The following is a 23,483-nucleotide window of genomic DNA, read 5'->3' as shown; positions in this document are numbered from 1 at the left end:
CGTGCACCAGCAGTGGCACTTGGAGCGGCCGGGGGAGGACATTTTCCGCAAGCCTCCTCACGCCTTCATGCCGTCGGCCTATTGGTTCTGGCATTCGGTGCCGGACGAGGCGGCCTGCCGCGCGCAGCTTGCAGACTTCAAGGCGCAGGGGTTTGGTACCGTGCTGATACAGGCACGGCTGGCGATGCCGGTTACGGATTACCTGTCTCCTCCCTTCATCGCCGCCTACCGGTGCGCGATTGCGATCGCTGCTGAGCTCGGCCTCAAGACCGGCATCTACGACGACTACAACTGGATCAGCGGCCATGCGGGCGGAAGAACCGTCGCAGGGCACGACCATCTGCGGGAACGCCACCTGTTCTGGTCCGCCGGCAGCGATCGCGACGGCGAGATCAGCGGCATACGCCCGCCGTTCGTTGACGGCATGGGCGCCGACATTCTTGCCTGGCAGTATGAGGAAGGCCGGGTCGAGTGGTGCGAGTGGAGGATCGAGGCGGCGATCCTGAGCGCTGCGGCCGTCCCTCATGACCCTGATGAGATCGTCGAGGTGACGCGTGAGGCGCACATCGTCAGCAGCGATGCCACCGGCTGCCGCTTTGCCTTTGACGGCGCGGTTCCGGAGGGACATGTGCTCACCGTCTTCGTCAGCGCCCGCTCGGCGACCTCGCGGCTGATCAACTATCTCCTTCCCGAGGCCGCCAGCCGGTTTATCGAAGTCGGCCTTGAACCCTTGATCGAGCCGCTGCGGGCATTCGTGCCGGATACGCTGGGTTTCGTCTTCTACGACCAGCCCGCCGCCGGCTTCTATCGGTGGGACCAGATCTCGGGACACCTCGGAAACAGCCTGCTCTTTTCGCAGGCACTGCCGTCAGCGGTGGAAGCGGAGACCGGGCTTTCCTTTGCGAAGGCCCTGGCGGCGCTGGTACATGAGGTCGGGGCGGAAACGGCGAGATTGCGTGCGCAATTCTTCGCTGCCTATTCCAGCAGAATGAACGAGGCATTCTTCGGTACGCTGCGCAAGTGGTGTGAGCGGACCGGGATCGCCCTCACGGGACATGAGATCCTGCCGCATGTCAGCTCCTGGTCGCTCAACGGCGGCTTCACCAGCATCGATCCGCGCGTAGCACCCGCTGTCGATTTCTTCGGTATCGATGCGTTCCGGGACGGGACCGCTGTCGACGCCAACAATTTCATCCCGCAGCTTGCTCCGAAGCTCGGCGATTCCGTTGCCCGGGCCAACGGCCGGAGCCGCTGCGCCGTCGAAACCTATGCCAGCGCGTTGCGCACCCCGGTGCGGGCGGCCGGACAATGGGAGCTGACGCTCGAGACCTTGCGCGCCCACGTCATCCGCCTTCATTGCCTCGGTATGCGCCAGCATGTCTGGCACGGGGTCTACCAGACAGACGGCCGCGACGACGATCCCACACCGTTCACCAATCCGCGCTTCGACTTTGCGCCAGGCATCAACTTCGAGCCCTGGTGGCCCTATCATGGACTGTTCGCAGAAGAGTCGGCGCGGCTCTCGGCCTTCATGGAGCCGGCGAAGCCGCTTGCGCCCGTCGCCATTCTCTATCCGCTGCACACGGCCTGGGCGGAGGGGCCGCGCCACAGCCATGCCCGCCACGTCGGCGCCTGGTGCGAAGGTCTTCTGGAGCTCGGTTGCGACTTCACGATCGTCAGCGAAAGCGATCTTGCAGCAGGCAAGGTGAGCAACGGGCAAATCGAGGCTGCGGGCCTCACATTCGATGCGGTCGTCCTGCCTTCGGTGACGGTCCTCAAATCGGACGCCGTGCTGCAAAGTCTCGACCGCTTCGGCAAGGATGGCGGGCGCGTTTGGTCCTCGGGCGATCTGCCGCGCACATGTTGCGAAGCGACCACCGCTTCCGCCACCGTGTTGCCGTCGACGCATTCTGCAGACGCGCCGACACTTCAGGAGCTCGCAAAACTTGTGTCCGACCTGCCGGATCGCGGAGTGACGATCAGCGCGACCATGCCGCGCAGACCCTGGACATGGATCGGCGCCGAACCCGATGGCGGTTGGCGGGTGGTGCTGTTCAACGACGGCGAGGACCCCGGCGGTTGCGAGATCGCGCTCGGTTCGGCGATGCGGTGCGAGATGTGGTCTCCGGCGGACGGGAACATTGCCGCGCTTGCGGATTGCGACAGGCTCTCCGTGGCGCTGGAGGCGCAGGAGCTGCGATGCTTTCGCTTTTTTCCAGGCGCGGCCGCTGGCCAATGCGCCTCGGCCCTGTCGTCCCTGCCATCGGCTGATGGCATCTCGACGGTTCTGGACGGGGTCTGGAACTTCGCCGTCGATGGAGGCCCTCCATCCGTTTCGCTTTCCGTCGACGCCGGATGGGAGGAGCAGGGCTTTGCTTCCTTCTCGGGCACCGGCATTTACTTCCGCGAGATCGCGATCGAGACGGAAGGCGAATGGTTGGTCGAGGTGCCGGAGGCGCATACGGCGGTCTCGATACGGGTCGACGGACGCTTATGCGGGCGCCGTGGCTGGCGCCCCTACCGTTTCGCACTGGGCCGGCTCGCCAGGGGTCGCCATCGCCTGGAAATTGCCGTGTCCAATACGGCGGCCAACCGCTATTACCGCAACACACCCTATCAGGGCGACATGCAGGACCCGAGCGGACTGACCGCTCCTCCCCGCCTCGTCCTTCTTCAGGAAAGCTGAGCGACCATGCTGAAACATGCGACAGTCCCGATCGAACGCGCCTGGAATACCTGGTCCGATCGGCCCGCCGAAATGGTGTTCTTGCCGCTTGGCGTGCGCGTGACGCCCATCCTTTACTCGACGCGGACGCGAACGACCTCGGCGATCGAGCCGCGGCGTGACGCCGTAAGGTTGGGCCGGCACGCCATCGACGGTTCGCTCATAGAGCTGGAAACCGATCACGCCGGAACAACGGTTGCGTTTTCCTGGGACAAGGCCGATCCCTTCGCCATAAGAGGCGAGTGGCACGGCAAGGCCAGCGGCGAATGGGGGCTCCGGTTCTGGATCGCTCTGGCGATTTCGTCCGAGGGCGGCGAAAGCGTGCAGTATCGTGTCGATGATGGCGTGGCCCTGGTCAAGGTTGGAACGCGCTACGTCGCGGTGGCGAGCGCCGATGCTCCGGTCCAGGTGACGGGGCATGACGATCTCGATGCCCTGCGGGCCGACCTCGAAACGAATGGCTATTTCTATCTCGGCAGCCGAAGCAACGACGCTCCTGTGCTTGCGCTTCGTTTCAATCTGGAAATGATGCGCCATGGTGCATATGCGGCGGCCGTCGCGGATAGTGCCGAACTTGCCATCGAAAAAGCACGGGGCGAACTGACGCGAAAGACCGCGGCCGGTCGTGCGGATGATCATGCCGGCCGTTTTGCCGGATCGCTTGACGCCATTCGCGACGTCGTTGCCTGGAACACCATCTGGGATGCGACCAACGCCCGCCCCTACACGGCAGTCACGCGGATCTGGAATCTCGGCAAGTTCGCCGTCTGGTACAACGACCAGATTTTCGCCGCGCAGTTGGCAGGAACGTTCGACGCCGATCTGGCGCGCGAGAACCTGGCTGCAGCGCTGGCGGGAGCGACACCGCAAGGCAACATCGCCTGCATCGTGACGTCGAACGATGCCTGGGTGGATCGCAGCCAGCCGCCGCACGGCGCCCTTGCCGTCTGGCAGCTCTATCAGCGTACCGGCGAGCGGTCCCTTCTGGAGGCCAACTATGTGGCCCTCGCCCGCAATCAACGCTGGTGGAGGAAGAGCCGCGACCCCGAAAAGCGCGGGCTTCTCTCCTGCGGCACATCCGACGTCGGCGAGGCGCTCTACAAGGGCACCGCCTTCGGTGCCCGCAACGAAACGGGCATGGACAATTCGCCGACCCATGACGAGGCGATCTACGATCCGGCGACGCGGACGCTTTCAACCTTCGATCTCGGCCTGAACTGCGCCGCCGCGCTCGATGCGGAAATACTGGCGCGCGTGGCCGAAATTCTCGGCCATCCTGACGATGCCAGCGAGTTCGCGGCGATCGCGGAAAGCAGCCGCAGGCTGATCCGCGAGGAGTTGTGGGACGACAGCCGCAAGATCTTTGCCAACCGGCAGCGCAACGGCGGCTTCGTCCGCTCGCTGTCGCCGACAAGCTTCTATCCGCTGTTCTGCGGTGCGGCCAGCGACGAGCAGGCCGCCTTCCTGCTTCAGCACCTTGCGGACGAGCGTACCTTTGCGGGGACATTCGGCCTGCCGAACGTCACGCGCGACGATCCGGCCTTCGCCGACAACGTTTACTGGCGTGGGCGCATCTGGCCGAACGTCAACTACATGGTTTGGCTTGGCCTGCGGCGATACGGCTTCTACGCTGAAGCGACGAGCCTCGCGGAGATGAGCCACGCGCTTTTCATGAAGTCCTGGCGTCAGCACCGGATCGCCGCCGAGAACTACAACGCCACGACCGGCGAGGCGATGGACCAGGGCGATACGGATCCCTTCTACATATGGGCGGCCTTGCTGCCGTTGATGGCAGTCGGCGAGGTGGTCGATTTCGATCCCTGGAACGGATGGGAAATCCGTAATCCCGGTCGCGATACAAACATCGGACCGATGCTGTCGCCCATGGGAAAACTCGGTATCCGTGTCGAGAACAAACTTCTCACATTGGAACTTGACGGAAAGCCGAGGCTCGCGACCGACCTCCAGACGCGCCTGTCAAACATCGCATTATGGCCCCGCGGTTTCAGTTGCGTCATCGGTGCGGATGATGCGGCCGGCAGCATCCGCATCGTCGATGTCGAAGCCATGTCAGTCGTGGCCGTCCGCCTGAACGGAGCGGAAGCGCGCTGGAGCCTCGTTGGCGGCGACCTGCAGATCGAGGTTGGGCCTGCGGGTGCTGCTCGGACGCTTGACGTTCATTTTTCGACCGCGCTTACCGCGCCTTCATGAGGAAGAACTTGACAGAAGGAAATTCTGTCTTACTAATTTGTACACAAATAAAAATAACAAACGTACAGCCGACGTTCAGAGGGTTTGAGCAGGAGTTTCGACCGAGCGCAAAATGTGCCGCGTCGCAACTGACTGGGATAATGCGCATAAGTGGTAGGCAGGCTCTCTGTTTCGGTAGCAGAGGCGGGTTGCCTGCGCGCGTTTTATCTTTTTTACTCTTCCAGCACCCTGAACATTTAATTCGTGTACGAATTAAATTCGGCAACTCTTTTCCCACTGTCCGCCAATTCCGGATGGTGTGGTGAACAACCGCAATCGATGGCTGCCGCCGCGATTGTTAACAACAGCAGGTCCACCAGAGGGGTGCAACAATGGCTGAATTTTCAAGACGCAATACGCTGAAGCTCATGACGGCTACACTGGCCGCGGGGGCAAGCTTCTCACTCTTGCCGCGCAGGGCTTTTGCTTCAGGTCAGATCACCGTGCTCAACTGGCAGGGCTACGGCACCGACGAGGCCTGGTCGCTGAAGCAGTTCACCGAAAAGACCGGCATCACCGTGGTGCACGACTACTACAGCTCAGAATCCGAGATGCTGACCAAGATGCGCACCAATCCCGGCGCGTACGATCTTGTCGTCCTCAACGCCGCACGCTGCGCCCAGGCCGTCGCCGAAGACCTGCTGCAGCCGATCGATTTCTCGAAGGTGCCCAACGCCGCGACCGTCGATGAGGCACTGCGCAGCAACCCCAATTTCTCCAAGGACGGCGTAGGCTTTGCCGTTCCGTGGGTCTGGGGCATGACCGCGCTCGCGATCCGCGAGGGCAAGCCGAAGCCGGAGAGCTACAACGCGCTTGCTGATGCGACCTACAAGGGTCGCGTGGCAATGGACGACGACGCCATCATCAATGTCGGCATCGGTGCGCTGATGACCGGCCAGGACATGAACAATCCGCAGGATCTGGCTGCAGTGACAGAGGCCCTCAAGTCGATCAAGCCGAACGTCAAGCTCCTCTGGTCGACCGAGGACCAGTGGAACAAGTCGTTCGCCGCCGACGAGTTTGATCTGTCGATCTTCTGGTCGGGCGGCTCGGTCCGCTCGAAGCGCAATTCGAAACTGCCTGTCGAATTCGTCGTTCCGAAAGAGGGCGCAGTGGGTTGGGTCGACGGTCTTGGCATCCCCGCTACCGCACCGAACCCGGAGGGCGCGCTTGCCTTCGCCAACTGGATGATCGACCCGGCCTTCTATGTCGAATGGGCAACCAAGGTCGGCGCCCCCGCATCCTCGAACTCCTCTGCACTGAACAGCTTGCCGGCCGACGATCTGAGCCGCCAGGTCCACAACCCGGATTACCTGAAGACGATGAGCATCATGTCGGCACTGCCCGACGATCGCCGCGAGGCCTTCAACAATGTCTGGCAGGAAGTGAAAGCCTTCTATGCAGAATGACCAGCTCGCCCTGGCGCAGACGCGCGGATCCGTCGATTCGCGCGTCAAGCGCCCCCTTCCCGCCTGGGTCTCGACGACGGCGCTGTTGCTGCCGACGTACGGCTGGCTCACGCTCGCCGTCTTCCTGCCGCTGCTTACCATGCTGGCCTTCAGTTTCATGTCGGCCACCCCGATGGGCAAGACGCCGGTCGAGTTCACGCTGAAGCAGTACCGGGCCTTCATCGATCAGCCTTATCTTCTGCGGATCGGCTTCAACTCGCTCATGATGGGTTTCTGGACGACGCTGTTCTGCGCCATTCTGGGCTTTCTCGCAGCCGTTGCCCTGGTGCGCGCGACGGTCGGCAAGACGCGCGAGGCGCTCCTTGTGCTGATCCTGCTGCCGTTCTGGACCAATGGCCTGGTCCGCGTCTTCTCCTGGACGATGGTGCTTCGGGAAAACGGCTTTCTCGACAATCTGCTGCACATGGTTGCCCCGGATGCAGGATCGATCAGCATCCTTTACACGCGCTACGCCGTCGTGCTCGGGCTGGTGCATGGCTATCTGCCCTATATGATCCTCACCTGTTACATCGCGCTCGTGACGATTGACGACGCCATCATCGAAGCTGCCGCCAGCCTCGGCGCGCGCTGGTGGACGATCCTCTACAAGATCCTCATTCCGATGGCCGCGCCCGGCCTGATCTCCGGCGCCGTGCTGATCTTCATTCCGGTCATTGGCTCCTTCATGGAACCGCGCATTCTCGGCGGGCGCGTCGGCGTCACGATGGGAACAGTCATCGAGGACCAGTTCACGCAAGCCTTCAACTGGCCGCTCGGCGCGTCACTCTCGTTCACGCTCCTCGCAGTCGTACTGGCAATCTTCGCAACGTTCTCCGGCATCCTGCGCCGCGGCACTGCGGGTTGAGGATCACGCCATGAAACAGATCGGACGCTTTTACCTGATCGCGATTTTGGTGTTCCTGTACACGCCCATCATTGTGATGATGGCGATGGGGTTCAACGAGTCGCCACTTTACGAACTGCCCTTTACCTTCTCGACGCGTTGGTACGAGGCTCTGCTTGCAAACCAGCCCCTGCTGAAGGCCGGCGCGAACAGCATCATCATCGCGCTGACTACGGCAGTGATTGCCACCACGCTTGGTACGATGGCTTCCGTCGCGCTTTCGCGCCGGACCTTCCGCGGAAGAAGCCTTCTGCAGATCCTGCTTCTGCCGCCGATTGCGATTCCGTGGCTGATCACCGGCACGGCGATGCTGATCTTCTTTTACTGGAGCGGCATCGGGCGCGGCATGCACGCCCTGTTGATCGGCCACGTCGCGCTTGCCATTCCCTATGTCGTTCTCGTGGTCGGGACGGGTTTCAAGACGGTGCGCGCGGATCTCGAGGAGGCGGCCATGAGCCTTGGCTCCACGCCAGTTCATGCCTTCTTCTCGGTAACGCTGCCGCTTCTTTATCCGAGCATCCTCGGTGCGGCGCTGTTCGCCTTTGCGGTCTCGCTGGACCAGTTCGTCATTTCCTACTTCCTCGCAACGCCCGGGTACACAACCCTGCCGGTGCAAATCTACTCGGCAATCCGCAAGGGCTTCACGCCCGAGATCAATGCGATCTCGACCTTGCTGCTGCTCGGTTCGATGGCCACCATCCTGATCTTTGCGCGCTTTGCCAAACCCGGAGACACCCGTGACAAACGTTAAAGTCAAGTCCGTCGCCAAGACCTATGGCCCCATCCCGGTTCTCACCGATATCAGCACCGAGTTTGAGGAAGGATCATTCACCAGCCTGCTCGGCCCTTCCGGTTCAGGGAAGACGACGCTTCTTCGCATCATCGCGGGCTTCATCAAGCCCGACGAGGGCGTCATCATGATCGGCAACAACGACGTGACGAACGTGCCGGTCTGGGGCCGCAACATCGGCATGATGTTCCAGTCCTACGCCTTGTTCCCGCACATGACGATCGCGCAGAACGTCGCCTTCGGCCTGGAACGCCGTGGCATCAAGGGAGAGGCGGCCCGCAAGGAGGTGGATCGCGCCCTGGAGATGGTGCGCCTGTCCGGCTTCGGCGATCGCACGCCCAAGCAGCTCTCCGGCGGCCAACAGCAGCGTGTTGCCCTTGCGCGGGCCATCGTCATCAAGCCGAGCGTGCTGCTTCTCGACGAGCCGCTTTCCGCACTTGACCGTCGCCTGCGGCAGGAGATGCAGGTGGAATTGCTGCGGATCCAGCGCGAAAGCGGCCTGACCACCATCTTCGTCACGCACGACCAGGAAGAAGCCCTGACGCTCTCCGACAAGGTCGCAATCCTCGATCGTGGCCGCATCGTGCAGATCGGCGAGCCGGAAACGGTCTACGAAAGGCCGTTGACGCGTTTTGCAGCCGAGTTCCTCGGCGATTCCAACTTTCTTTCCGGGAAGGTCGAAAACGGCGCAGTCCGGCTCTCCAACGGCACGGTCGTGCGCAGCGACAGCGCGCTGCCTGGCAACGGTGCGGACGTCACGCTGGCGATCCGCCCGGAGAAGATGTCGCTGGCGACAGCGGACAGCCCGCCGAACCGGCTCTCGGCGCGCATTACGACGGTCATCTATGCCGGCCCTGTTCTCTCCTACATCCTGGAGACCCCGGATGGGCTGCCGTTGAAGCTATTTGCGCAAAATCGCGATGGCCGTGTCCTGCGCGAAGGCGAAACCGTCAGCCTGAGCTGGTCGCCGGAGCACACGATCGCAGTGGCGAACTGACCAGATGCCCGGGCGTGGACATTGGAACAATGCGTTGCATGTCACGATCGACATGCAACGGCTCTTTGCGGAGGACACGCCTTGGCACACGCCCTCGCTCGGCTTCATTTTGCCAAACGTCGTTCGCCTTTGCGAGGCTTGGCCCGAAAGGACCGTCTATGCCCGATTCGTCGTGCCTGCCAATGCGCAGCAAGCTTCCGGCAGCTGGCAGTCCTACTTCGACCGCTGGAACATGATGACGGGAGATGTGCTCGATCCGGCAATGCTCGATCTGGTCGAACCGCTTTCATCGATCGCCGCCAGGGGTTGGGTCGTCGACAAGTCCACCTACTCGATCTTCGCAGTCCCTGGTTTCGCAGAGAGGCTTGCTGGCGAACAGGTGGACACGGTTATCATGTCAGGCGTCGAGACGGATGTGTGCGTCTACGCAAGCCTGCTGGCAGCAGTCGATCTCGGATATCGGGTGGTGCTGGCAACCGATGCACTCGGAAGTGCCGACCCCCTGGCTCATGACGCCGTGTTGCAGCATCTTGTGCCACGACTGCCTGAGCAAATCCAACTCATGACCACCACCGCCATTCTTGAGCGGTGGAAACGGTAGCGACGCGTTGGCCCGGCATAGAAGACCGCCCAACCATTGAGGAGCCTTTGGATGGACATAAGCTCGAACGAGCAGCACCTGTCCGGCAAGCCAACCCAAAACGGCACCGGGCCTGCGGGATCGGACCAGTATGCGCTCGGCGAACAGATAGGCTTTTTCCTTCGCCAGGCCAACCAGCGTCACGTCTCGATCTTCGCCGGACTCATGGCGGAAAAGCTGACGACCACGCAATGGGCGGCTCTGGTCAAGCTCAAGGAAATGCAGCCCTGTTCCCAGGGCAGCCTCGGACGGGAAACGGCCATGGACATGGCGACGATCAAGGGCGTGGTGGATAGGCTGGTAAAGCGCAATCTCATCAACACCGCCCCCGATCCGAGCGACGCGCGACGGCTGGTGCTCACGCTGACGGAGGAGGGCATCGCCATCGTCCAGCGCAACCTTTCGGTTGCCCTGGAAATATCGCGGGAAACGCTCAGGCCTCTGAGCACGGCAGAGCAGATGATGTTGATGGAATTGCTGCGGAAGATCAGCTGAGCGCCAAGCCGACCGACAGAAATTGCAGGAAATCGTGATGTTCCAGGATGCCAACGTCACTGTCGCGGATGTCATTGCGACCATGACTGACGAGGAGAAGGTCGATATTCTCAGTGGACGGGGGCTTTGGAAGACTGCCTCGATCGCGCGCCTGAACATTCCGTCGGTCATCATGACGGATGGAACCTACGGCGTGCGCTATTCCACGACGCAGATCGACGCGGGTAACGACGACGAAGACAGCTTGCAGCAGTTTCTCGCGGTCGTGAACCAGGATGCCGACGACGACACGGGAATGTTCGGCACGACCCTTCCGGCGACCTGCTTTCCAAACGGCAACCTGATCGGCTGCTCGTGGGACTACGATCTGACCTACCGGATGGGACAAGCTCTCGCCGCGGAGTGCCATCAGATGGGTGTCCAGCTTCTCCTCGGACCGGGGATCAACACCCGGCGGACGCCGCTGGCCGGTCGCGCCTACGAATACTACTCCGAGGATCCGGTCATCAACGGCGATCTTGCCGCAGCCCTGATAAGCGGCCTGCAGGACCACGGTATCGGCGCCTCGCTGAAGCATTTCGCCTGCAACAACTCCGAAATCGACCGCACCAACACCAGTTCGGACGTCAGCGAGCGGGCGCTCCGCGAGATCTACCTCGCCGGGTTCGAGCGGGCGATCGCCCGGAGCGCGCCATGGACCGTGATGAGCGCCTACAATCCCGTCAACGGCGTGCAGGCGGCGGAAAACCACTGGCTTCTTACGCAGGTGTTGCGTCAGGAATGGGGATATGAAGGGCTGGTCGTTTCCGACTGGCATGCGATCAAGGATCGCCCGGCGTCGCTGGCAGCGGGAACCGAGCTGGACATGCCGGAAAGCAAACCGCGCAAGGGGCAATTGCTGGCCGCCCTGAAAACCGGTGAGGTCGACCGGCAGGCTGTCGATGCCGCCTGCGGGCGGATGCTCGATTTCGTGCGCAAATGTCTCGCTGCAAAGCCAACCGTGCCCGGTGCGGACCTCGACCGACATCATGCGCTCGCACGCGACATTGCGGCGGAATCGATCGTTCTCTTGAAGAACGAGAAAGCGGTGCTGCCGCTTGACCCGGCTACGATGCGGCGCCTTCTCATCATTGGTGACGGCGCCGTGAACCCGCAGATCCAGGGATCCGGATCGGCAACCACCAATCCCTATCTCGTCGATATCCCGTTGTCGCAGATCGAGGCACGGGCGGCCGGGCGGTTTGTCGTTGAACACCTGCCCTCGCCCGACGGGACGGCAATGGAAATCGAGGCGCACGTCGCCCGGATTTGCGAGCGCGCCCGGGACGCTGACGCAGTCATCGTCTTTGCCGAAAACGAAAAGGGGCGCAATGGTGAGGGTAACGACCGCGACACGCTGGATATCGTGGCCGCGCAGAACGCGGTGACCGCAACGCTGGCGGGTGTCGCAGACAAGCTCGTCGTCGTGCTCACCATGCCCGATGCCGTTGAGATGCCGTGGCTGGGAACGGTGCATGCCGCACTTGCCTGCTTCTACCCCGGCCAGGGGGGCGGCGAAGCCATTGCGCGCATTCTCTTTGGAGAACAGAACCCCTGCGGCAAGCTGTCGGCGACGATGCCAGTCAGGATGGAGGATATCCCAGGCTGGCACAGCTATCCGGGCGAGCACGGCCATCACCTCTATAGCGAGGGCATCTTCGTCGGCTATCGCTACTACGATCTCAAGAAAGTTGCGCCGGCCTTTCCCTTCGGGCATGGCCTGAGCTACACGGCTTTCGCCTACGAGGATCTGGCGATAGACACCACCGAGATCTTGCCCGGCAGCAGTTGCAGCGTTACGCTGACGATCCGCAATACAGGCCCGATGCCTGGAAAGGAGATCGTGCAGATCTATGTGCAGCCCGTCGTACCCGGCCTGAAGCGGCCCATACGAGAACTCAAGGCGTTTGCTAAGATCGCTCTTCAGCCGGGGGAACGCAAATCGGTGTCGCTTCGCCTCGCGCCCCGTGATTTCCAGTATTTCGACCCGTCGCGCGGTAGCTGGGTTTTGCAGGCGGAGGCATTTGTCATCGAGGCGGCGGCCTCATCGCGGGACATTCGGCTGTCTCAGCTTGTCCCTTGCCGAAGTGAGCCACTCCGCCCGCCCGTCTTCACCGCGCATACTCCAACCTCGACAATCCTGTCCGATGCGGGCGCGACCGAGACCGTGCGAGCATTCATTGCCGAGAAGCTCTCCCTTTCCGCCGATGAAGCGAGGAACATCACGGAAAAAGTTCGCGGCTCTTTCCTCGGTTTTCATGAAAGCCTCAGCTGGTTTATCGGCGACAGCATCTCGAACGAGGACGTTGCACAGCTGCTGTACGATCTCAACAACGAAAGCCGTGGCCCAGCCGCCGGCAGTGAGTTGGGCTCACAGGTGCGGTAGTCCTCTCGCCTGATCCCGTCGGTCTTGCTGCCGACGCCGGCCGACACTTCGCTCGCGTGGGCTAGGCTAGGGCAGATGTGCCATGAGCTTGGGAAGGGCCGAGCCGGTCGTCACGAAGAACGCGAAGCGGTCCTTCAGGATCGCGCTGCCGAGGGAAGCTTTGCTTCCGGAATGAGCCCGCGCCACGCGACGTAACCGCCATAGTCGTACTGCGTCAGCGTGGTGACGGCAGCGCGCGTGACCGAGCCAAGCCCGTCTGCACCTATGACGAGATCCACGGTCTCGGTCGCACCATCCGCAAACATCATCGACGCCTCGCGTTCGTCATCCACGACGCGCCTCACCTTGCGCCCGAGTACATAGCTGCCCGGCGCCAGCATCGAGAAGACGCCCTCACAGAGAACGTCCCACGAGATCTGCCTCTGCGGTGCGCGGTTTCGTCCCGAGACCCGCCCGTCGACATCGAGATACATGCGCTCGAAGGCACCACCTGGGCGAGTTCGCGCGATCCGATGCGCCCGAGCACGTCATACAGGTCGTGCTGCCGATCAAGCCCGCGCCCCGGCCGCCGAGCTCGGCGGTGGAGCGCTCGTAGACAATGACGTCGTGGCCGTCGCGCGGGAGCAGGATGGCGGCAAAGAGCCCGCCGAGGAAGTCGCCGACGACCCGCACGCGTAGTCTTCTCATCGCTCGCTCTCAACGGGTCTTTCCGACGGTGGCGGACCGATTGTGCGCCACCAATTTGATGCCGATCGCAACCAGCGCGAACACCACGCCGAGCACGCTGACGGCCACCCATGCGCCATAGGCCCAGGCAGCCGCGGCCGAGGCGGAACCAAATGCGCCGCCCAGGAACATCCCCGTCATGAAGATCGTATTGAGGCGGCTGCGGGCCTCGGGATCGATCGCGTAGATGATGTGCTGGTTTGCGACCAGAGCGCTCTGGATGCCGAAGTCGAGAATGATCACGCCGATGACGAGGGCTGCCAGCGATGACCAGAGGCCGAAGACGATCCAGGCGATGGCGGCCAGCACCGCGCCCATCCAGACGACGAAGCCGGGGCCACGGATATCGGCGACCTTGCCGGCCAGAGGTGCCGCAAAGATGCCGACGGCGCCGACGATCCCGAAAAGACCCGCCAGGCCCGCGCCGAGACCGAATCTCGGCCCCTGCAGATAGAGCGCAAGGATCGTCCAGAACGCGGTGAAGGAGGCGAACAGCGCCGCCTGGACCAGCGTCGCCGTTCTCAAGGAACGCTGGTGCTTCCACAACTGGACGAGCGATCGCATCGCCATGTGATAGCGCATCCGCGATGCCGGGCGATGATGGGGTAGCGTCAGGAACATCATTGCCCCTGCGACAAGTGCCATCGGCACGCCGATCCAGAACATCTCGCGCCATCCGGCATGCTGTCCGACGAAACCGGACAGCGTCCGGCTGAGAAGGATGCCCGACAGAACGCCCGCCATCACGGTGCCAATTGTGGCGCCGCGCTTTTTGGGAACGGCAAGCGAAGCGGCAAAGGGGACGATCTGCTGTGCGACGGTAGAGGCCGCACCGACGAGAAGCGATGCGGCGACGAGGAGCCAGGCAGTCGGCGCCAGCGCCGCAAGCAGAAGTGTCGCCGCCAGCAGCACGAACTGGCCGATGATCAGCGGGCGGCGTGGAACGTGATCTCCCAGCGGCAGCAGCAGGAAGAGACCCAGCGCGTAGCCGAGCTGCGTCGCTGTGGGAACAAGCCCCGCAATGGGCTGATGCTGGAACTCCGCCTCGATTAGGCCAAGCATGGGCTGGTTGTAGTAGATGTTTGCCACCGCGATACCGCCAGCCGTTGCCATGGCAAGAAGGGCAAACCGCCCGATGCCACCATGCGACACGTCCGCATCCGCGGTCGAGATTTTCATATCCATTTTCATGCCTTTCTGGTTGAAGAAAGCGATGTGACAGATCTATAACTTTATCGAAACAGGACGTACTGCTCTGGTCCGTTCGGCCTGTATAACGGAATATGATAGTGAACCTCGACGATGTGCGCGTCTTCTGCGTTGCTGTTTCGGCTGGCAGCCTCGCGGCAGCCGCACGTCGGCTTGGGATCACAGCCATGATGGCGAGCCGGCGTCTTGCCGCGCTTGAGGCTTCACTTGGCGTTAGGCTACTGCATCGGACCACGCGCGCCCTCTCCTTGACGCCGGAGGGAGAAACCTTCCTGCCTTTCGCTCATGCGATCGTCGAAAACGGCGACGAAGCGCTCGCCAGGATGCGCTCCGACAGCCGCGGCGCCGCCGGCCTGCTGCGCGTCTCCGTGCCGGTCGCCTTCGGACTGCGCTTCGTCGCACCTGTCGTGCCCGGCCTGCTTGCCCGCCATCCTGAATTGCGCATCGCACTTCACCTTAGCGATGCGCTGCCCGATCTCGTCGCCACCGGCACGGATCTCGCGATCCGCATTGCCAGGCTTCGCGACAGCAGCCTTGTTGCGCAGAAGCTTGCCGACAACCCGCGTCTCCTTGTCGCAAGCCCCGGCTATCTGGCGGCACGGGGAACGCCTGCTTCGCTCGACGCGCTTTCGGCACACGACTGCCTGCCGCTGGACGGCGTCACGCACTGGACGTTCTCAAGCGCAAAGAGCGACAGGCATGTCCGCGTCAATGCGCGCTTCTCATCAAGCAGCATCGCCGCCTGCCTATCCGTGTGCCTTGCCGGTGGCGGCATCGCACTACTGTCCCGCTGGAACGTCAGTGACGACCTCGCGTCCGGCAGGCTGGTCCAAATCGAGCTGGCCGACGCGCAACCCGAAACGTTGAACATCTGGGCCGTTTATCCGACCGCCCGCCTTGTCCTACCCAAGGTGCGTGTTTTCATCGCAGCCCTGCGCCAGGCGCTGGTCCAGGCGGGCGTCTCGCCCCTCAAAGGGTGACGATCGGACAACTATCGCTGCTTGATTGATGGCATGAATGCACCGACCAGGACGAGCCTTTGCGCGTTGATGAAGGAGCTGTTTCGACCCCATCCCGGTCGTAAAGCTGCAAGCAAGCGGGGCCTGCAAGCAACCGATTCATAGGCACAGCACGCGCCGTCGCGGCTAAACAACGGCGCCGCGCATCTTCAAGGCTCAGCCTTCACCGGCAGCCGAAATGGCGCGCCTAGCCGGTTGAAGGCGTTCATAGCTGCGATCGCAATTGTAAGATCTACCAAGTCTTTAGGTTCGAAAACTGCCGAAACAGCAGCATAGGCTTGGTCAGAAGCATGTGTCTCGCTGACAAGCGTCACCTCCTCGGCCCAGGCCAGCGCCGCGCGGTACTGTTCGGAAAAAAGGTGCGGCACCTCTTCCCACACTGGGACCAGAGTGACCTTGTCGGCCGCCATGGTCTTCAGTAGATCGCGCGTGTGTAAGTCGATACAATGTGCGCATCCGTTGATCTGCGATACCCGCAGGAACACGAGATGGATAAGTTCTTCAGGCAAATTCGTGTTGTGTGTGACGTAGTGATGGACGCCGAACAGGGCCTTGGCACCAGCGGGTGCTACCTCGTACCAGTTGAGGCGCGTGGTCTCATTCATGATGGTCTCCTTGAATTGGCGCCACCGGGCGGCGCTTATCGGTTGACGAGGCGACAAATGGAGGCGTGACATCGTCCCCTGATTTTATTTTTCGCATGTGCCATGTCACACTTGCACGAACTCGCTCGTCCAGAGTCAGGCGAGCGAGTGCGAGGAAAGTGGCATGTGGCACAACGGCAGGAACGCAACGGACCGGTCTCATGACATCCGCGAGGGGGGGATGGCCAATGAAGCGAGCGCCGATGTGCCGCTTAGCGACCAAAGAACCGTAGAATTCGAACTGGATCGCAAACGCTTGCTGCGTCTGAGCTACCGGATGCTAGGGTCGATCACGGAGGCGGAAGATGTCGTGCAGGATGCGTGGCTGCGTTGGGTACGCGTTGAAGACGAAGTCCGTACTCCGACCGCCTATCTCACTCGCATCGTCACCCGACTATGCCTTGATCGAATGAAGTCGGCGCGAGCGCGCCGCGAGATCTATGTCGGACCATGGCTACCAGAGCCTTTGGTCGAGCCTCTTGATGCGCAAGAAGCCATTGCTGACGATGTCACTGTGACGCTGATGTTAGCGTTGGAGCGACTTTCGCCGCTAGAACGAGCGGCCTTCCTGCTCCACGAAGTGTTCGACGTGGCGCTGACCGAGGTCGCGGTCGTGCTTCATCGTGAACCTGCCGCCGTCCGGCAGCTTGCTTCTCGCGCGCGCAAGAATGTTCAGAAGGCACGACCACGATACAGCGTCGGGGCGGCAGAGGCTGATGTAATTGCGCGCGCTTTTTTTGCTGCTTCGCGTGACGGCGATGTCACCGCGCTTTCGGCGTTGCTCGCGCGCGATGTCGAGATACATAGCGACGGCGGCGGCAAGGTGCTGGCGTTCCGAGAAGTCATCCGCGGCTTGGAACGTGCGCTGCGACTCTTCGTTTCAGCTCAGCGAAAGGCCGCGACACGGCCCACCTTGCTGCGAACCGCAACTATTGACGGCCTGCCCGGGTATGTAAGCCTTGATCCAAATGGTGTGGTGCAAACAACAGCTCTCGCCATTCGTGACGGGAAGATTTTCGCGATCTATATAGTCAAAAACCCGTCTAAGCTGACGCATATTCACGTCTAAGAGGCTGACTCAAAAAGACCTCAGCAATATCTGTATTTTGCAAGCCGCCGCGTAAGCATGCGGATGTGGGCGATCGTGATCCAGGCCTCGGCGGAGGCGATCGTTTTCTCCCAATCCTTGGCCAGTCTACGGCAACGACCGAGCCAGGCGAAGGTCCGTTCCACCACCCAGCGGCGCGGCAGGACGGTGAAGCCCTCGGCCTTGTCGGAACGCTTGACGATTTCCATCGTCCACTGGCCGATCTTCGCCAGTTTCCCTTTCAGCTTGTCGCCCGCATAGCCGCCATCGGCAAAGACATGCCGGAGCCAGGGCCAGCGGTGGCGGATCGATTTCAGAAGGTCGGATGCCCCGTCGCGGTCCTGAATGTCCGCGCCATGCACGATCAGGCCGACCATCAGCCCCAGCGTGTCGACAATGATGTGGCGCTTGCGCCCCTTGATCCTCTTGCCGGCGTCATAGCCCGAAATCCCGCCGCTTTCCGTGGTTTTCACGCTCTGGCTGTCGATCACGCCAGCAGACGGCGAGGCTTGCCGGCCTTCCAGCTCGCGCGTTTCCATCACAAGACGATGGTTGATCCGGCCCCATAAACCCGTTGCCCGCCATTCGTAGAAATAGGCCTGAACTGTCGTAAACGGTGGAAAGTCCTTTGGCAGCATTCGCCACTGACAACCAGTCGAAGCAATGTAAAGCAGCGCATTCACGACCTCGCGAAGATCGGTACTACGTGGCCTGCCCAAACGCCTTGGCCCAGGTAGGCAAGGCGAGATCAATCCCCATTCCCGGTCCGTCAGATCACTTGCATAGCGGCTCGCGCGTCGTGCATATTGCCGACGGGTGAAATCAGTCCAACCCATTGTGGTCTCCGTTCGTCCTAAGCAAACAAACAGAATCACAAAGGGCTGATTTCACTCAACTCTTTTTAGGTCAGCCTCTAAGATCGCCGCTGCGACCTTCGAGCGCCCGGCCGCACAGCATTCATCTAACGGGTGTTCTCGCGCCACGCGCTTGGTTTCTGGCTGGTCGGCGTAGGCTCAAGGCAACAGGTCGTCGAGCTGACTATGGCCATTGACGATTTTGGTGAGTTTCGATGAGCGAGGCGATGGTTACCCAGTGTTCGGCCCCGGCGTCAGTGCCTGCGAACAAGGCGTTCTTCCTATTGAGGGCGATCGGCCTGGTGGACCGCTCAACAGTATTGGAGTCGATCTCGATGCGGCCTCATCGATGAAGCGGGTGAGCCCGTCCCAGCGTGAGAGCGTGTAGCGGATGGCTTCGGCGAGTTTGGTCTTATGGCTGACACGAGCGAGTTGCTCGGTCAGCCATGGCGCGAGGTTGTCAGCGATCGGGCGGCTCTTGGCCTGCCGGACGGCGCGGCGTTCCTCGTGCGTCCTGCCGCGGATATCGTCCTCGATCCTGGAGAGCTCGGCGACAATTGCAACAGCATCGGCCGCGGCCGCGGAAGCGGCACGGGGATTGGCGCCTTCGGACGAAGGCGGCACCGGATCGGTCGCCTCGCTGACGAGCCCATAGCCGGGCAGCACGCCTATCGCAGACGTGACGACAAGCGGTCTTTGCGAGCCGGCGAGGCGCCCGCCGACCGGACCAGTCCAATGACCTTGTGTCCGGCAGCGATCAAATCCGTCACCACCCCGAACCAACAAAGCCTGAAGCTCCTGTCACCAAAATCCGCAGTGTCTTGATCTCCCCTTGTTGCCCATGGAGCTTCCTTCAAGGCTAGATGCTTGCTTGCGCACGATTCACGCTCTAACGTCTGCACTATCGTCGCAATCGTCCGGATTTCGTCTTGGATCCCCTTTCTGAAGTTCTATCGCTGCTCAAAACCCGCAGCTATGTCTCGTCCGGGTTCAGCGCCGCAGGCGACTGGTCTCTTCACTTTGCGCTGCGCGATGACATCATCAAATGCTACGCCGTCGAGGCAGGCGCATGTTGGCTTGTTGTGGAGGGCATCGAGGAGCCGATCAGGCTCGAGGCGGGAGATTGTTTCGTGCTGGCGAGCGGCCGGCCCTTCCGGCTGGCAAGCGATCTGGCGTTGCAGCCGCTTGATTCCAAGACAGTTTTCCCTCCCGCGGAGCCCGGCGGTACGGTGACCCTCAACGGCGGCGGCGACCTGTTTCTTGTCGGCAGTCGGTTCACGGTTGCCGGACGCCATGCCGGGGCACTTCTCAAGATGATGCCGCCCATCGTTCACATTCGAAAAGAGGTGGACCAGGTGGCGCTGCGCTGGTCGGTGGCAAGGATGCGCGAAGAACTTCGCGAGGGTAGGCCAGGCGGAGCGCTGATCGCCCAGCATCTGGCCCATATGATGCTGGTACAGGCGCTGCGCTTGCATCTGGATGAGGGAGGCCATGAAGCCGGCTGGTTCGCTGCTCTGAAGGACGCCCGCCTGAGCAAGGCGCTTTCGGCCATCCATTCCGATCCGGCGCGACGCTGGACCTTGCAGGATCTTGCCGGGCAGGCCGGAATGTCCAGGTCGGTCTTCGCGCAGCGGTTCCGGGAAACGGCCGGCGAGACGCCGATGGACTATCTCACCCGCTGGAGAATGCTGCTTGCAGGCGAGCGGCTGGAAAGCACCGGTGAGCCCGTTTCTGCGATCGCACCCAGCCTTGGTTACGAATCCGAAAGCGCCTTCACCAGCGCCTTCAAGCGCGTCATGGGATGCCCCCCGAGAGAGTATCTCCACCGCCGGCACAAACCGCTCTCACCTCGGAAGCTCAAGACCGATCCGGACGATCGCGACGATATTCGAGACGCAGCCGAATAGATCGTATCGGGAAGACTGTTTTATCGTGCCTTCAGCAATGGAGGCAATGAATGATGTCTACCCCATTCCATGGAATGCCAGGCCTACAGGATGCCCAGGATGAAGGAAGGCGACGGGCACTGCCGGCGATCCTTCTCGCAAGCCTGCTCTGTCACCTTCCAGCTGCTGCTCAGGATATCGACGGAGCTCGCCTGTTTCAGCAGCGCTGTGCGACCTGCCACAGTGTGGAGGCCGGTCAGAACAAGGGGGGCCCGCACCTATCGGGCTTGATCGGCCGGGCCGCCGGAACCGTCGAAGGCGCTACCTACTCCAATGCGTTGCGTTCCTCCGGCATCACCTGGGACAGGCAATCCCTCGAGACCTTTCTCACGGCGCCCGGCCGCATGGTCCGCGGCACACGGATGACGGTTGCCATCCCCAATGCAGGCCAGCGAGCGGCAATCATCCAGTACCTCGAAGGCCAGCCAGCCAATGAAGACCAGGAGAAGCACCCATGACAGCGTTCACCATAAACGGGCGCGCAATCGATGTCGTCGCCGAACCCGATACACCGCTTCTTTGGGTGATCCGGGAACATCTGAAGCTCACCGGCACCAAATTCGGCTGCGGGATCGCACAATGCGGCGCCTGCACCGTCCATGTCGACGGCGAACCTACCCGCTCCTGCCAGACCTTCCTGCAGGATGTCGCCGGCAGGGACGTGATCACGATCGAGGGCCTGTCATCGGATTCCAGCCATCCCCTGCAGAAGGCCTGGATCGCCGAGCAAGTGCCGCAATGCGGTTACTGCCAGTCCGGACAGATCATGCAGGCCGCCGCCCTTCTCGCGGCCACGCCCAATCCGACCCGCGAACAGATCATCGACCACATGGATGGGAATATCTGCCGCTGCGGGACCTATGTTCGCATCATCAGCGCGATCCAGCGCGCAGCCAGGGAGGGCTGAACCATGACTCCGATCCAACGGCCTCAAAGCCGCGCGCTGTCGCGGCGCAGCTTCCTCGTCACGACCGGCAGCTTGGGCATTGTCGTCGCGTTTGGAAGTCTGCCCGACCTCACTTACGGCGCCACCCCGGCTACCGCCGCCGCGGGTGATTTCCGCCCCAATGCCTGGATCACGATTGCAGCGGACGGCACAGTCAGCATCATCGCGCCTGCCGTCGAAATGGGCCAGGGGATCATGACCACGCTGCCGCTGCTTGTCGCCGAGGAGTTGGATGCCGATTGGAACCGTGTGCGGGTCGTGCAGGCGCCCTCCGATGCAGAAACCTACGGCAATCCGGGCTTCTACGGTATCCAGCTCACCGGCGGCAGCGAATCGACGCGTGGTTACAACGCGCTGCTTCGCCTGACCGGCGCCCAGACCCGCCTGATCCTCATGGCTGGCGCCGCCAGCCTGCTGAACGTACCGGTCAGCGAGCTCGATACCGCGCCCGGCCGCGTCGTGCATCCATCCTCGGGTCGGGGGCTCGACTATGGCGAGATCGCCGCCAGGGCCGTGCTTCCGGACCCGCTGCCGCAGGCGACAGAGGCTGACCTGAAGCCGCGCGACAGGTGGCGTTATGTCGGAAGCCGGTCGATACAGCGCATCGACGTGCCTTCCAAGGTCAATGGCACGGCCGTCTACGGGATCGACGTCCAGCTTCCGGGCATGCTCTACGGGGCGGTCCTGCGGGCACCGGTCCAGGACGAGCGGCCGGACGCCATCGACGACACCGAGGCAAGGCGCGTACCCGGGCTCACCCATATCGTCCCTCTCCCCTATGGAGTGGGCATCATCGGCGAGACGGTTGAAGCGACGAAACGCGCCAAGGATCTGCTGAACGTGACCTGGAGCACCACGTCGCGGGTCCGCAATTATACGAGCCGGCGGCTGCTGGATGAATACCGCGCCATCGGCCGCGACACCGGGAAAAAAGGCGTCTCCGCTCACGCCGACGGCGATGCCGAGGCCGCGATCGCAGATGCCGCGACAGTGATCGAGGTCGACTACATGAGCGACCATGTCGCCCATGCGACCATGGAGCCGATGAACGCCACCGCGCTCGTAACGGGGGACAGGGTGGAGATCTGGGCGCCGACCCAGGGGCCGACGGGCACGCAGGGTTTTGCGGCGGATGTTGCCGGCACCACGCCGGACAAGGTAAAGGTCAACACGACCCTGCTCGGCGGCGGCTTCGGACGCAAGGCCGAAGCCGACTTCATCGTCGATGCGGTTTCGCTGGCCAAGGCGGTGGAGGGACGGCCGGTCAAGGTCATCTGGAGCCGCGAGGACGACGTCCGGCATGACAAGTTCCGCCCGCTCGAGGCGCAGCACGTCAAGGTGGGGCTGGATGCTCAAGGGAACATCGTCGGCTGGCGGCACCGCATCGTGGCGGACTCCATCTTCGCCCGCACGTTGCCCCCTGTCTTCGAGGAGGCCGGCGGTCACGACGACGTGGTGACCGAAGGGGCCAAGTTCAACTACGCCATCCCGGCCCATCAGATCGAATATCTGCGCCAGGACCACGGTCTCGCCATCGGTTTCTGGTTCGCGGTCGGCGTCGGCTATACGAGGTTCGCGATCGAATGTGTTGTCGACGAGATTGCCGCCGCCAGGGGTATCGATCCCGTCGCGCTGCGGCTGGAGCTTCTAAAGGATCAGCCGCGGGCGCGAAAGGTTGTCGAAACCGTTGCCCGGATGACGGAATGGGATCGGACGCGCGACGGCCGCGGACTTGGCATCGCCTACTCCGATGCCTTCGGCTCCCATTGCGCCCAGGTCGCCGAGGTCTCGCTCAACCGCGAGACCGGCGAAATCCGGGTGCACAAGGTCTGGTGCGCCATCGATCCCGGCGTGGCGATCCAGCCGCTCCATATCGAGGCCATGATGATCGCCGGCATCACCGGCGGGACCGGCCACGCGCTGTTCGAGCAGATCAACGTGGTCGACGGCGAGGTGCAGGAGTCGAATTTCGACACCTACCGGGTCATCCGCATGTCCGAAGCCCCCGAGATCGAGGTCTCCGTGGTGCCAACGCCCGGAAGCCCCTTCGGCGGCATCGGCCAGGCGGGACTGCCGCCTACCGGCCCGGCGATCGCCAATGCCGTCGCCCGGCTCACCGGCGGCGTTCGGCTTCGTCACTATCCGTTCCTGCCCGATCGGGTGAAGGCGGCGCTCGAAAGCTAAACTAGATGTCTCCAACAGACGCAGTCCATCGGCGCTTTGCATGACCAGAAACAGGGCAACAGCAGATGACAGCGATGGCTCGGGTTTGACAGTCTCAATGCTTGCTCGTGATGAGATCAGAACCACCGACCTGGCAATAAATTGTAGCGTCTAGCTTTGCCTGCTTCTACGCCGGTAGCGATCACAAGAGCGAT

General features: G+C 62.4%; 19 protein-coding genes and 1 pseudogene. 15 read left to right on the top strand and 5 right to left on the bottom strand.

Features of this window, described 5'->3' with window-relative positions:
• The first annotated feature begins 1 nt into the window (after position 1).
• From P0086_RS03090 to P0086_RS03050, 9 genes are all read left to right on the top strand, one after another.
• Complete coding sequence (locus P0086_RS03090) at positions 2-2,686, top strand: carbohydrate-binding protein (RefSeq protein ID WP_275782392.1); 2,685 nt, start codon at positions 2-4, stop codon at positions 2,684-2,686.
• A 6-nt stretch (positions 2,687-2,692) separates the two neighbouring features.
• The gene (locus P0086_RS03085; protein WP_275782390.1) at positions 2,693-4,936 is read left to right on the top strand and encodes a trehalase family glycosidase; all 2,244 of its coding nucleotides are present in this window, start codon (positions 2,693-2,695) and stop codon (positions 4,934-4,936) included.
• Positions 4,937-5,307: 371 nt separating this feature from the next.
• Complete coding sequence (locus P0086_RS03080; protein WP_275782388.1) at positions 5,308-6,384, top strand: extracellular solute-binding protein; 1,077 nt, start codon at positions 5,308-5,310, stop codon at positions 6,382-6,384.
• On the top strand, positions 6,374-7,288 hold the full coding sequence (locus P0086_RS03075) for an ABC transporter permease (RefSeq protein WP_275782386.1): 915 nt from the start codon (positions 6,374-6,376) through the stop codon (positions 7,286-7,288). The genes P0086_RS03080 and P0086_RS03075 overlap by 11 nt, the downstream gene beginning before the upstream one ends.
• Before the next feature lie 10 nt (positions 7,289-7,298).
• Positions 7,299-8,078 (top strand): ABC transporter permease, encoded by a 780-nt coding sequence (locus P0086_RS03070; RefSeq protein WP_275782384.1) that lies wholly within the window; start codon positions 7,299-7,301, stop codon positions 8,076-8,078.
• Positions 8,065-9,114 carry an ABC transporter ATP-binding protein gene (locus P0086_RS03065; RefSeq protein WP_275782382.1) on the top strand — a complete coding sequence of 350 codons (1,050 nt, stop codon included), beginning with the start codon at positions 8,065-8,067 and terminating at the stop codon, positions 9,112-9,114. Before P0086_RS03070 ends, P0086_RS03065 begins: the two co-directional genes overlap by 14 nt.
• 4 nt (positions 9,115-9,118) lie before the next feature.
• A complete protein-coding gene (locus tag P0086_RS03060) occupies positions 9,119-9,715 on the top strand; it encodes an isochorismatase family cysteine hydrolase (protein ID WP_275782380.1) in 597 nt (198 codons plus the stop codon).
• 51 nt (positions 9,716-9,766) lie between these two features.
• The gene (locus P0086_RS03055; RefSeq protein ID WP_112609586.1) at positions 9,767-10,249 is read left to right on the top strand and encodes a MarR family transcriptional regulator; all 483 of its coding nucleotides are present in this window, start codon (positions 9,767-9,769) and stop codon (positions 10,247-10,249) included.
• Positions 10,250-10,286: 37 nt separating this feature from the next.
• Complete coding sequence (locus P0086_RS03050) at positions 10,287-12,674, top strand: glycoside hydrolase family 3 C-terminal domain-containing protein (protein WP_275782377.1); 2,388 nt, start codon at positions 10,287-10,289, stop codon at positions 12,672-12,674.
• Between the two features lie 134 nt (positions 12,675-12,808).
• Here the strand turns inward: P0086_RS03050 and P0086_RS03045 are convergent, their stop codons facing one another.
• Both P0086_RS03045 and P0086_RS03040 read right to left on the bottom strand, forming a co-directional pair.
• The gene (locus P0086_RS03045) at positions 12,809-13,147 is read right to left on the bottom strand and encodes a hypothetical protein (RefSeq protein ID WP_275782375.1); all 339 of its coding nucleotides are present in this window, start codon (positions 13,145-13,147) and stop codon (positions 12,809-12,811) included.
• A 223-nt stretch (positions 13,148-13,370) separates the two neighbouring features.
• Complete coding sequence (locus P0086_RS03040) at positions 13,371-14,579, bottom strand: MFS transporter (RefSeq protein ID WP_275782807.1); 1,209 nt, start codon at positions 14,577-14,579, stop codon at positions 13,371-13,373.
• A 110-nt stretch (positions 14,580-14,689) separates the two neighbouring features.
• Between P0086_RS03040 and P0086_RS03035 the strand changes: the two genes are divergently transcribed.
• The gene (locus P0086_RS03035; protein ID WP_275782373.1) at positions 14,690-15,589 is read left to right on the top strand and encodes a LysR family transcriptional regulator; all 900 of its coding nucleotides are present in this window, start codon (positions 14,690-14,692) and stop codon (positions 15,587-15,589) included.
• Between the two features lie 188 nt (positions 15,590-15,777).
• On the opposite strand, the gene P0086_RS03030 is transcribed toward P0086_RS03035, so the two are convergent.
• Positions 15,778-16,233 carry a carboxymuconolactone decarboxylase family protein gene (locus P0086_RS03030; RefSeq protein ID WP_112605507.1) on the bottom strand — a complete coding sequence of 152 codons (456 nt, stop codon included), beginning with the start codon at positions 16,231-16,233 and terminating at the stop codon, positions 15,778-15,780.
• Between the two features lie 220 nt (positions 16,234-16,453).
• Here P0086_RS03030 and P0086_RS03025 point away from each other — a divergent pair, with 220 nt between their 5' ends.
• Entirely contained in the window at positions 16,454-17,341 is an 888-nt protein-coding gene (locus tag P0086_RS03025) for a sigma-70 family RNA polymerase sigma factor (RefSeq protein ID WP_148189323.1), read from the top strand.
• A 20-nt stretch (positions 17,342-17,361) separates the two neighbouring features.
• Here the strand turns inward: P0086_RS03025 and P0086_RS03020 are convergent, their stop codons facing one another.
• Positions 17,362-18,195, bottom strand: a complete 834-nt coding sequence (locus P0086_RS03020) for an IS5 family transposase (protein ID WP_275782370.1) — start codon at positions 18,193-18,195, stop codon at positions 17,362-17,364.
• A 177-nt stretch (positions 18,196-18,372) separates the two neighbouring features.
• Positions 18,373-18,789, bottom strand: a pseudogene (locus P0086_RS03015) (transposase); the annotation flags it as partial.
• 353 nt (positions 18,790-19,142) lie between these two features.
• On the opposite strand from P0086_RS03015, the gene P0086_RS03010 reads away from it, so the two are divergent.
• The 4 genes from P0086_RS03010 to P0086_RS02995 are packed head-to-tail and all read left to right on the top strand — an operon-like array spanning position 19,143 to position 23,289.
• Positions 19,143-20,120 (top strand): AraC family transcriptional regulator, encoded by a 978-nt coding sequence (locus tag P0086_RS03010; RefSeq protein ID WP_275782368.1) that lies wholly within the window; start codon positions 19,143-19,145, stop codon positions 20,118-20,120.
• Positions 20,121-20,170: 50 nt separating this feature from the next.
• Positions 20,171-20,617: a c-type cytochrome gene (locus tag P0086_RS03005; RefSeq protein ID WP_275782366.1), complete on the top strand. Its 447-nt coding sequence runs from the start codon at positions 20,171-20,173 to the stop codon at positions 20,615-20,617.
• Positions 20,614-21,066, top strand: coding sequence for a (2Fe-2S)-binding protein (locus P0086_RS03000; RefSeq protein WP_112596483.1), 453 nt, complete (start codon positions 20,614-20,616; stop codon positions 21,064-21,066). Before P0086_RS03005 ends, P0086_RS03000 begins: the two co-directional genes overlap by 4 nt.
• 3 nt (positions 21,067-21,069) lie before the next feature.
• On the top strand, positions 21,070-23,289 hold the full coding sequence (locus P0086_RS02995) for a molybdopterin cofactor-binding domain-containing protein (RefSeq protein WP_275782363.1): 2,220 nt from the start codon (positions 21,070-21,072) through the stop codon (positions 23,287-23,289).
• The last annotated feature ends 194 nt before the right edge of the window (positions 23,290-23,483 follow it).

This window comes from Mycoplana sp. MJR14, assembly GCF_029210525.1.
Classification (GTDB): domain Bacteria; phylum Pseudomonadota; class Alphaproteobacteria; order Rhizobiales; family Rhizobiaceae; genus Mycoplana.
Note: the sequence above shows the minus strand (reverse complement) of the source record. Positions and strands in the feature narration are given on the sequence as shown.

Bases quoted from the DNA above. Each gene is read 5' to 3' on its own strand.
- P0086_RS03085 (WP_275782390.1), top strand. From the start codon at position 2,693: ATGCTGAAACATGCGACAGTCCCGATCGAACGCGCCTGGAATACCTGG.
- P0086_RS03080 (WP_275782388.1), top strand. From the start codon at position 5,308: ATGGCTGAATTTTCAAGACGCAATACGCTGAAGCTCATGACGGCTACA.
- P0086_RS03075 (WP_275782386.1), top strand. From the start codon at position 6,374: ATGCAGAATGACCAGCTCGCCCTGGCGCAGACGCGCGGATCCGTCGAT.
- P0086_RS03070 (WP_275782384.1), top strand. From the start codon at position 7,299: ATGAAACAGATCGGACGCTTTTACCTGATCGCGATTTTGGTGTTCCTG.
- P0086_RS03060 (WP_275782380.1), top strand. From the start codon at position 9,119: ATGCCCGGGCGTGGACATTGGAACAATGCGTTGCATGTCACGATCGAC.
- P0086_RS03055 (WP_112609586.1), top strand. From the start codon at position 9,767: ATGGACATAAGCTCGAACGAGCAGCACCTGTCCGGCAAGCCAACCCAA.
- P0086_RS03050 (WP_275782377.1), top strand. From the start codon at position 10,287: ATGTTCCAGGATGCCAACGTCACTGTCGCGGATGTCATTGCGACCATG.
- P0086_RS03045 (WP_275782375.1), bottom strand. From the start codon at position 13,147: ATGTATCTCGATGTCGACGGGCGGGTCTCGGGACGAAACCGCGCACCG.
- P0086_RS03040 (WP_275782807.1), bottom strand. From the start codon at position 14,579: ATGAAAATCTCGACCGCGGATGCGGACGTGTCGCATGGTGGCATCGGG.
- P0086_RS03030 (WP_112605507.1), bottom strand. From the start codon at position 16,233: ATGAATGAGACCACGCGCCTCAACTGGTACGAGGTAGCACCCGCTGGT.
- P0086_RS03025 (WP_148189323.1), top strand. From the start codon at position 16,454: ATGGCCAATGAAGCGAGCGCCGATGTGCCGCTTAGCGACCAAAGAACC.
- P0086_RS03020 (WP_275782370.1), bottom strand. From the start codon at position 18,195: ATGGGTTGGACTGATTTCACCCGTCGGCAATATGCACGACGCGCGAGC.
- P0086_RS03005 (WP_275782366.1), top strand. From the start codon at position 20,171: ATGATGTCTACCCCATTCCATGGAATGCCAGGCCTACAGGATGCCCAG.
- P0086_RS03000 (WP_112596483.1), top strand. From the start codon at position 20,614: ATGACAGCGTTCACCATAAACGGGCGCGCAATCGATGTCGTCGCCGAA.
- P0086_RS02995 (WP_275782363.1), top strand. From the start codon at position 21,070: ATGACTCCGATCCAACGGCCTCAAAGCCGCGCGCTGTCGCGGCGCAGC.